Genomic DNA, 9,577 nt, shown 5'->3' on the forward strand with positions numbered 1-9,577 from the left:
TAACTCTATTACACCGGACCTCTCTCTTCATCCTCTTATTTTGGCTAAGGTATTGATATTAAGCAGTTGGCTCCAAACAAGTGGAGCCAAATCAATCGGACAAATCCAATCACCAGTATCACTACTCATCCACTCTTGAACAGAAGCAATCTCTTGCCTCAGTTGGGCAGCAGCCTCATCAAGCTTTTTAAAAACCTTGATTCCGCGTAACCCAACTTCGGAATTTGTAACTTTAACGAGGTCTGATTCAATTTCAGAGACTTCAGCTTTTAAGACATCTGCCCATTTAGGAGCGGCAGATTTTGTACTTTTCTTTAGCTGAATGCGAAATCTAATGCGGGTTTTATTTAACTGTGAGAAATTGTGGCGTTCGACTACTGCATCAGTTAGAAAATTTGCAGCGATAGTGTTGTCGATTGCTTGTACCATGATTATTGACCTCAATCATTATTTTTCACTTCAAATTAAGCGAAGCTTTCTTTGTGAGTATTTCTCAAGAGAGCGAATGTCTGTAGTAGCTCTATAGATTACTTTTATAGAGCTATTTTGTAACCTAATATGTCTTTTAATGACTGGTGGTTTATGTATGGACATGGCTTAAAATAGCTGAAGTTGCTGTGAATTATCCTGTACCGCAGGCTTCTCATAGACCATGCCTTCGACCTCATAACAACGAGTCATAAGTTTGTTGCGATTTAGCCGAAAACTGGCTTTCTTCTTTTGATTTGGCAGAGGTAAAAATAAATATTGTGGATGTTTTATAGTACCTTCATCACCCAAATATCGGGAAAGTGTACCGTTGATTTGGTAAACCTTCGATGAGCTTAATAGCGTTGTGTCGTAAACCTTAATCAAATTTAATTCCATCTTATTAGCAGTGAAGTGTGCCATAATTTATCGTGGAATCGATTTTCTCTACAGTCAGGCTGATTAAATCTGACTGTAGAGTTTTTCACGCATAATTCGTTAACTTTGCGTTAATTATTGATTGAGAGTGACAGAAGATTACAGATATAAATGCTCGAAAATCAGATTTATTTTTTCCTTTGATTCATCTGATAAGGCGTTAAAATCAAACTCTTCAGAGTCCCAAACGTCATCAAGACTTGTAGACTCATCGATAATGTTTGCAATCAAACAAGATTCATCATCGTGCTTCCAGCCATTTGCTAAAAGCCACGGCAAAACTCCTTCAGATTGCAATAGTTTCTCAATGTCGAACGAATCAGAAAACTGCTGTAAGTTTTCGATACTAGGGTGAACGATTGTTGTTGTCATTTCTTGTTATTGGTGAATAGGTAAACAGCATGTATTAGCTGTAGACAAGGCTTGAGCAGCTTCTAATTACAGTTGCCCAAACCCTGTTTACAACGAGTTAAAACAAAGTCGGAAGTCGTAGTTCGGAAGTCGGAAGTACAGTTTTTCATGTGATTTTAAACCCCTTTATCATTAGGAGCTTTGGCATTGGGGATGGGAATTTTGACCCCTTTATTTGGAAATCGTTGTCTTCACTTCCGACTTCAGACTTCCTATTTCCGACTTCGTTAAAACGCTATCTCATTTGCTGCTTTTGTTACAGCTAAAGCCTGTTTACTGACCTCTCGCCACTCTGTTTGCTCGTTGTAGGATGCCATCACTAATTCCGACTCTACCCATACCCGACAGAACAACACATTTTCATCTGTCGTCCCCGGAGTAGGCTGTAGTGTGATGGGAGAATATAGTTGTTCTGGAGTAAGAGTTGCGATCACGGTTAACAAGCTTTTAGAAAAGTGAGTATCATAACCGGATTCTAAGATATACGTCCGGTCTGCTTGCATAGTTATTAGCAACTTGCAGGTTTCTTTTTTGCGGCGTTCTGTATTTTCAAACCGCAGTTCTTTAAGGTATCCAGTCAGCGCAGTTTGAGGGACATCACTCGGTTCACCATTTAGTGTGTACCACAGTCCCCCGTGCTGACGATTGCAGTAAATTTTGGAACTGCCAGCTTCAGAATGTAATCCTAGTTTCGGTTTATTGATTGCTGCAACTAACTGCTTTAATAACTCTTCTTGACGCATTAAGGCAGCAAGTAGTTCAGCATTTTCTTGAGGGTTCATTTGTTTGTACCAAAAGCATTTTCACTTTTGCATTGGCGAAGCCGTTTAATTGTGCTATGTGAAGCTTAGAGCCAATAAAACAGCGCTCTTGATTTCACAAAAGCGCTTTTTATTACTAATTATTTATAGTTACAGGTTATTCGTGTGAATTAAATCTTACTAACAACTCTTCACGGGATAAACTAGACAATTCCAGTAAAAATCTTGCAAAGTCATCTGGTGATAACTGCAACAAAGTATTAACTACTCTTGAGAGTTCTTCATCCACAGAACCAAATCTGAATCTCAACAAGTTTTCTACAACCTGACGGCGTTCTTGCTCCACTCCCTCCTGTACCGCTTGCGCTCTTGCTTCTTGATAAGCTTCTGTTAAATTCATAATTAACTCCTGATCTTCTTCAGTTAAATCGGTTTGTGTCATCACGCTTATACGCCACCTGTAAACCATTTCAAGAACATTACGGCGGACAATATTCTCCGGTGGAAGGGCAACCAGTTCACTTACTGCTTGCTGTTGCACTGCTCCCCGTCCTAAAAGCCTGAACCATAAAGTTTCTTCGGTGACGGGTAACTCATTAATTGCAAGTATCGCCCCTCTAAAACATTTCTGGAAAAAGTAAACTCCAGTCATCCACTTTTCTAAGTCTAGCTTAACCTCTAAATCTGCTAACAGAGAGGCTGAAGCACTAGGTGTCAAAATCCACAAACGAGCTAAATTATCTTCGCTAATGGTAGTTTCTTCTCTTTTGGCTTTGCGCTGAGAATCCGCAATCACAGTGAACAACTTCATGAAACAGTTACGTACTTCCGTCCTGCTGGGCTGATTCCGAAATGGTTCCAGTAGCGTTGTATTGAGTAGAGCAATTCTTCCCAGCAATCCTAGATTTTCCGCTTGGGCTTGTGGGGAAGGTAAAAATAATACATCTACAAATCTTGTTGCATCTGTTACTTCCTTGTTAATTTTCACTTCACCCAAAGGAGCCAGTAGCTCTTCTAAAAATTCCTTGGCAAATTTGTCGTGAGGTTGGTGAGGTTGTTGGGTCATTTTGTAAGAGCGAACTGTGTTTTATTTTACAAGGGTTGGTTATGGTTACATGGTGGGCATTAAAACCCACCATTTCACTTACGCTGCTATCAACTCCGGACGAACTTGCGGCAGCTCAATCGGAGCAGTTGCCCTGGATAGCATCTCTACAGCCTCTTTTACACTCCAATACTGGACTCCATCGCCACACCGCCAATAGTAAGTCTTGGGGTCGTTTTCCCATAACTCATCAGCGTTTCTGACCTTGAAGAGTATGCCCGAATGGCACTAAGAAAAGCCGAAACGCTTGTGGTTTAAGCACTTTGCAAAATATTTCGTAATTCGTGCCGGGGTTTGGTCATCAAGGGGTAAATTTTTGGGCGACGTTTACGGACTCGTGGTTCACTTCTACCGGGGCGATCGCTGACAGCTTTGTGAGCAATAACTTTAAGTAAAGTTTGGTAAATTTGGAGACGTTTTGTTGAAATTGCTGCTAATAATTCGGGAATAAAGTTATTTAAATGATGACGAGTACCTTGCAGTGACAGGCGTAACGGGGGAGTACCGTAAGTAGGGAGCAATGCGATTTTGTGAGGTAGGCAAGCAGGGGAGGCAGGGGAGGCAAGGGAGGCAGGGGGAGAGAAAGAAATCAAGTATATTTTAGAAGATTCTAGTAGCAAAAATTACTAATTTTTCTTTACTCCCCCTGCTCCCCCTGCCCCCCCTGCCTATTTCACGAGGATCTCACTTTTTCGCGTTGCTCCCCCGTAAGTAGTACCTGCTGACCACATCAAACCACAAAGTAGATTGTAAGCAAGTAAATAAACATAAATTTCTTTGCGTACCATTGAAGGAGTTTTACAGCGTAAAATATCCATACCCAAGGTAGTTTTGAGATGTCTTAAATCTAGCTCAACATCCCACCTCTGACCGTAAAGCCCAACAATTGCCAGAGTAGAATAAGTTGTTTTATCTAAGAGAGTAGTGATTAAGCTGACTCGTTGAGTACGAAAACCAGGGATAACAATGTAATAGTAAATTTCTCGCACAGTTATGGTTTGAGGTAAAGTATCAAATTCCTCCTTACTCAATCCTTTTGGGCATGTTTTAGGTTTGTACCAAGTAACTAACTTGTCACAATCGCCGACAATTTTACCTTGACGCATTGATGTTTTTCGGGATTGGTGTTTACGGAATACTGCATCACAATCAATTTTTTTAATAGCAATTAAATCAGCATAAGCGCAAAAGGCTCTATCTCCCAAAAGAATATCCAATGGATTAAGGAACTCATATAGCTTTCTCGCTAATTTAATATCGTGGGTGTTCAGAACATCGATACATAGAGCAACAGCGACTCCTGTTGCTAAACTAAATATCACACCAATTTTCGCTATTGGAAATCCACATCCAGGTTTTTGGTTACTTGGTTGAGGGTACACTTTTTGGTTCTCTACAGTATCAGGCATTGATACTGTAGACCCATCTATCACTTTCACGTTTCGACCACACCATAAATATTCTGTTGTCACTTTCTCTTCTAGACTTTGTGCCACCTTGCCAAAAAGTTGTTCTAGTAATTTCTCTGGTAGTCTTGCCCTAGCTTGGCAATAGCCGCTTGTATCAGTTGAGGGAATTTCTACCTCTTCTCCTGCCAGTTGTGCAATTATTTTACTCACTGCATTATGGCAACTTTTATCTGCATCTAAAACCTGAGACAAAAATGCCCATAATGTTACTATTGGGTCAAATAATCGTTTCTTGTATTTAATGTTTAGCTCTGCCAGAGCTTGCTCAATTACAGGGGATGGTAACAGTTCTTTAAATGGTAATCCCAAACTCTGACCAAATTTATCCTTGAGGATTTGTACTCGCAGTGTCACAGTAGTAATAGTTATATTTGCTTGCTCGTCTTTTTGAAAGTATTTCATGAACGAGTAAGCTTTTTCTATTTCAGAAAAGCTTTGGTAAGCTAATCGTCATTCATTTTTCCAGAATGATTCGCTTGTAGTAAGGGCTTCAGCCCTGCTTTTATGCAACTTAAATGCTGATTAGCTTACAACCCGTACACGATCGCTCCATCCATTCAGCTATGGGCAGCAAGTCACAGCGAAGCGATCGCACCTACCCATTTCTTCACTGCTTCATCGATCAGTAGACTTAGAAGCTGTAGTGCTTATTCTGCATAACTTAGAGCTTTTCTTAGTGCCATTCGAGCTTGTGCCATATTTTCAAACATATTGCTGCGGTATAAATTGAGTGTAAAATTGCGAGCAAGTGCAAAAATTTGAGTCAGGGGGGTAGTGCGAATTCTAGACGCATCTTCACCTTGTGTAACGTCCCGAACGTAGTGAACTTTATTCTCAACACCCCAATATCCTCTGATTCGTTCAGCTATTTCTTGAGCATTTTCACTTAAAGATGAAATGTAGTAACGAGTCTGGGTGGTGACTTCAATTACATTATGTGTGAAAACCTGACGCTCTGATTTGACTTGAATCAAAGTCTTAAGCCCAGGCCAAGAACGAATCCCATCAAGTGTTTGACAAATACTCACTTGACGTTTTTCGACTCTACCATGCCCTTTACTTATGTGCTGACAAGTAAATTCTGGTATAAAATTATTTTTTACATCTTTAAACAAACCCGATTGATTGCCTTTTAAAGCACCGATATAATTATTCCCACTTTCTACAATTAACTGGCAAGTTTTTTTTGGGTATTAATAGCATCAAATGCAAAAACAACTCCCTTGAGAGCAAGTTTCTCAATCAATTCCGGTAAAGCTTTAATTTCGTTGCTTTTGGCATCAACTTCACAAGGCTCCAAAATTAATCCTCGCTCCACAAGGTAAGCGCTGACCAACATAATTGCTGGGTGGGAATCAGAATAGGGATTATCATTTTCTACTTGATATGAGCCTTTGAGAACTTTACCATCCATAGCAACAGTTTCTCCAGGAACTGGTTTGATCTCAAAGAAATTCGTAAGGCATACGGAATATTCTTGGTAATTTATGTGTAATAAACTACGACGCACTGTACTGTAAGAAGGTAGCCTATTTTTTGGGGGTTTAAAAAGGTCAATTAACTGCTCGCGGTAGCTTGAAATCCAATCTCCAATTGCTAAAAATCCTTCATTTCCTGCGGCGATCGCCAGTGTAAAGAGTGCCAGGCATAATGGAAGATTATGTCGCTGTCCAGCGCGGCGACGGGGGTCTTTTATCTCTGCAAAAGCTTTGATAATTTCGATTTCAGACACAGTAGTAGATGCTTTAAGTATAATTTTCGCTGGATTTTACCACATTGCGCCTTCTTTTAGAATGAAATAGCCCTGCTCCTTTTCGGCTTTCGATGGCTTGGCTGAAAGTTCAAATTGGATTTTGCTCATTATTTGAGGATAAATCTGCTCTAACGCTTGAGTAAGTTTATCAGGATGATAGCCATGATCTATCAAGATTGTAATCTTAGGTAGCTCAATCGGTTTGGATTTGAAATAATCGATGTTAATTGAGAGCATCTCAATCAACCCAAGGTCATCAGATACACTGGCTTTAGTACAGTGTGTAAAGAAGGGAAAGCCTAGTATATCAACTGCTAGATGTCTTTTGATCCCATTTGTTGCTTTGTAAAAACAGAACCCTTTGGATTCAACGCTAGCATTACAAGTGTTTTTTACTGCTTGCGAGTCAATTATTATTAGGGTTGTCCACTGCGGTTTTTTTTTACTTGTTCGCGCGCCCTGCCATGCAAATTGGTCATAATATTGTCAAGAATACCCTCGCCGCACCAATGCTTGTAATGCCAGAATACAGTAGAATAGGGCGGAAAATCTTTAGGTAAATCAGCCCAATTGCAACCATTCTTGAGTTGATAAAATACACCGTCAAGAATTTGCCGCTTTGTCCACAAAGGGGGTCTAGTTTTTTTCTTAGTCGGCAATAATGGCTCAATAATTTCCCACTCTTTGTCTGTCACGTCGCTTGAATACCCCATTTTCAACCCTCACTGCTTGAATCAACCTATTTCTATTGATTCTACTTGGTCGCCTAAAAGATACCAAATGGGTTCTATAGAGAGTCCACCTGATAGCGTAAAACCAAACACACCAAGGATACGGTTCTTGGGGCCGCCCCAAACGCTCATCACTAGACCACCAACCAACATACCGCTTCCACCAATGGACAGCACCGTACCCAGTACATTAGCCGCAGCAAAGGCTAATACCAGTGGTGTAACTAGTACGCTGACAACTCCGATTAAGAAATTAATGGCAGCAAAAAAAATCAACAATCCCAGTAGTGCCGGTCGAGCAGTGATGTATGTCCACCCATAGGTGAACTCCCGCAGTTGCCAACTTTTCTTCACTTCATTCTCTGCGGTAGTTTTCGGCTGAGGGAATCGGACGAGTAGCAGCGTCACCAGGGAAAAGAGAAAAGTAACGCAGTCGATCAGGATGATGCCCTGAATCTGAATAGTCACAACCAGCACACCTGCTAACATCGGTGCAAGCAGCCGTGAAGTTGCCTCTGCAAATTGCACCATACCACTGGCACGACCAAGGTGTTGCTTTGGGACAAGCATTGTAGTTGCAGCAGCATAGGCTGGCCACTGGAAAGCGTTAAAGGTCGAACTAACTCCTACAACTAAGTAGATATGCCAGACTTCAAGCCGACCAACCAAGAGCAACAGCACAATAGCTAGCGTACTCAGTCCGGCTCCAGCATCGCTAAGTATCATGCAAGTGCGTCGGTTCCAGCGATCTACAAGCACACCGACTAAGGGTGATAACAAGATGCTTGGCAGTATTGCGAACAAAGAAATCAGGGCAAATTGCGTGACTGACCCGGTATTTCGGTATACCCAGACACCTAAAGCAAATCGAGTCAGTCCAGAGCCGATAAATGATACAAGCTGGCCAAACCAGATTAAGGTAAATATTCGCATTCTACAGATGTGGGTGATTCAGGAAACCATTATCGAATGGCACTAAGAAAAGCGGAAATGCTTATCAATTAAGCAGTTTGCAATTGTTTACGTAATTCATTCCGGGGTTTGGTCATCAAGGGATAAATTTTGGGGCGACGTTTACGAACTCGTGGTTCACTACGACCTGGGCGTTCTGGAACACCCTTATGAGCAATAACTTTAAGTAAAGTGCGATAAATTTGGAGACGTTTTTGATCAGAAGCAGCTAATAATTTGGGAATAAAGTTAATTAAATGATGGCGAGTACCTTGCAGCGATAGTCGATTTGGAGGAGTACTGTAAATAGTTCCAGCCGACCACATTAAGCTACGAAGTAGATTATAAGCCAGTAAAAAAACGTAAATTTCTTTGCGGATCATCGAGGGTGTTTGACATCGCAGAATATCCATACCCAAGGTAGTTTTGAGATGTCTTAAATCTAGTTCAACATCCCAGCGTTGGCCGTAAAGCCCAACAATTGCCAGAGTAGAATAAGTTGCTTCATCTAAAAGAGTGGTAATTAAGCTAATTTGTTGAGTCCAAAAACCAGGAATAACAATATAATAGTAAATCTCTCGCACAGTTATGGAAGGAGGTAAAGCATTAAATTCATCTTTATCCAATCCTTTTGGGCAAGTTTTAGGCTTATACCAAGTAACTAATTTGTCGCAATCTCCAACAATTTTACCTTTTTGCATAGTTGTTGTGCGAGATTGATGTTTACGAAACACGGCATCACAATTAAACTTTTTGATAGTAAACATATCGGCGTAAGCACAAAAAGCTCTATCCCCTACAAGCACATCATTAGGTTTGAGAAAACTGTATAGTTTTCTAGCTAATTTAATATCATGAGTGTTCAGAACATCTATGCACAAGGCAACGGCAGCTCCCGTTACTAAACTGAATATCACACCAATTTTGGCAATTGGGAATCCACATTCCGGCTTTTGACTACTGGGTTGTGGGTATTTTTTTTGGTTTTCTACAGTGTCAGGCATAGAAACCGTCGAGCCGTCTATCACTAAAATATTTCGACCACACCATAGATGTTCTTGGGTTACTTTCTCTTCCAGTTTTTGTGCTGAATAATTGAAAACTTTTTCTAACAATTTTTCTGGTAATCTTGCCCGTGCTTGGCAGTAAGCACTCGTATCTGTTGAGGGAACTTCTACTTCTGACTCAGCCAAATGTGCAATTATTTTACTCACAGCATTATGGCAAGTTTTGTCTGTATCTAATACTTGAGATAAAAATGCCCATAAAGTTACGAATGGGTCAAACAACCGTTTTTTATATTTGATTTTTAGCTCAGAGATTGCAAGTTTTATTGCAGATTCCGGCAATAATTCTTTAAAAGGTAGTCCCAGAGATGAATTAAATTTATCCTTGAGGATTTGTACTCGTAGTGTCACAGTAGTATTTATGATGTTTGCTTGCTCGTCTTTTTGAAAGTATTTCATGAACGAGTAAGCTTTTCCTACCTA

Annotated in this window: 11 protein-coding genes and 2 pseudogenes; 1 reads left to right on the forward strand and 12 read right to left on the reverse strand. The window is 40.5% G+C overall.

All coding sequences use genetic code 11. The features are described from left to right. Window positions 1-54: 54 nt before the first annotated feature. The 11 genes and pseudogenes from HWQ58_RS16620 to HWQ58_RS16675 all read right to left on the reverse strand — a co-directional run. Window positions 55-429, reverse strand: a pseudogene (locus HWQ58_RS16620) (hypothetical protein); the annotation flags it as partial. Window positions 430-597: 168 nt separating this feature from the next. Beyond that, window positions 598-867: a hypothetical protein gene (locus tag HWQ58_RS16625; protein ID WP_292864620.1), complete on the reverse strand. Its 270-nt coding sequence runs from the start codon at window positions 865-867 to the stop codon at window positions 598-600. Window positions 868-1,005: 138 nt separating this feature from the next. Further along, the gene (locus HWQ58_RS16630; RefSeq protein ID WP_292864598.1) at window positions 1,006-1,278 is read right to left on the reverse strand and encodes a hypothetical protein; all 273 of its coding nucleotides are present in this window, start codon (window positions 1,276-1,278) and stop codon (window positions 1,006-1,008) included. Between the two features lie 266 nt (window positions 1,279-1,544). Next, window positions 1,545-2,099, reverse strand: a complete 555-nt coding sequence (locus HWQ58_RS16635) for a hypothetical protein (RefSeq protein ID WP_292864600.1) — start codon at window positions 2,097-2,099, stop codon at window positions 1,545-1,547. Between the two features lie 136 nt (window positions 2,100-2,235). Then, a complete protein-coding gene (locus HWQ58_RS16640) occupies window positions 2,236-3,144 on the reverse strand; it encodes a hypothetical protein (RefSeq protein ID WP_292864602.1) in 909 nt (302 codons plus the stop codon). Between the two features lie 293 nt (window positions 3,145-3,437). After that, entirely contained in the window at window positions 3,438-3,704 is a 267-nt protein-coding gene (locus HWQ58_RS16645) for a hypothetical protein (protein WP_292864629.1), read from the reverse strand. A gap of 147 nt (window positions 3,705-3,851) precedes the next feature. Then, window positions 3,852-5,054 (reverse strand): IS4 family transposase, encoded by a 1,203-nt coding sequence (locus HWQ58_RS16650; protein WP_292864605.1) that lies wholly within the window; start codon window positions 5,052-5,054, stop codon window positions 3,852-3,854. Window positions 5,055-5,299: 245 nt separating this feature from the next. Next, window positions 5,300-6,384 (reverse strand): annotated as a pseudogene (locus HWQ58_RS38460) (ISAs1 family transposase). 36 nt (window positions 6,385-6,420) lie between these two features. After that, window positions 6,421-6,822, reverse strand: coding sequence for a hypothetical protein (locus HWQ58_RS38465; protein ID WP_366838084.1), 402 nt, complete (start codon window positions 6,820-6,822; stop codon window positions 6,421-6,423). Next, window positions 6,822-7,118, reverse strand: coding sequence for a transposase (locus HWQ58_RS16670; RefSeq protein ID WP_292864614.1), 297 nt, complete (start codon window positions 7,116-7,118; stop codon window positions 6,822-6,824). Before HWQ58_RS16670 ends, HWQ58_RS38465 begins: the two co-directional genes overlap by 1 nt. Before the next feature lie 21 nt (window positions 7,119-7,139). Next, window positions 7,140-8,012: an MFS transporter gene (locus HWQ58_RS16675; RefSeq protein ID WP_292864626.1), complete on the reverse strand. Its 873-nt coding sequence runs from the start codon at window positions 8,010-8,012 to the stop codon at window positions 7,140-7,142. Here HWQ58_RS16675 and HWQ58_RS16680 point away from each other — a divergent pair. Further along, entirely contained in the window at window positions 7,918-8,115 is a 198-nt protein-coding gene (locus HWQ58_RS16680; protein WP_292864631.1) for a hypothetical protein, read from the forward strand. The genes HWQ58_RS16675 and HWQ58_RS16680 overlap by 95 nt on opposite strands. 22 nt (window positions 8,116-8,137) lie before the next feature. On the opposite strand, the gene HWQ58_RS16685 is transcribed toward HWQ58_RS16680, so the two are convergent. Next, window positions 8,138-9,553 carry an IS4 family transposase gene (locus HWQ58_RS16685; RefSeq protein WP_292864617.1) on the reverse strand — a complete coding sequence of 472 codons (1,416 nt, stop codon included), beginning with the start codon at window positions 9,551-9,553 and terminating at the stop codon, window positions 8,138-8,140. Window positions 9,554-9,577: the final 24 nt, after the last annotated feature.

The sequence above is a fragment of the Nostoc sp. LPT genome (assembly GCF_017115165.1).
GTDB lineage: Bacteria > Cyanobacteriota > Cyanobacteriia > Cyanobacteriales > Nostocaceae > Nostoc.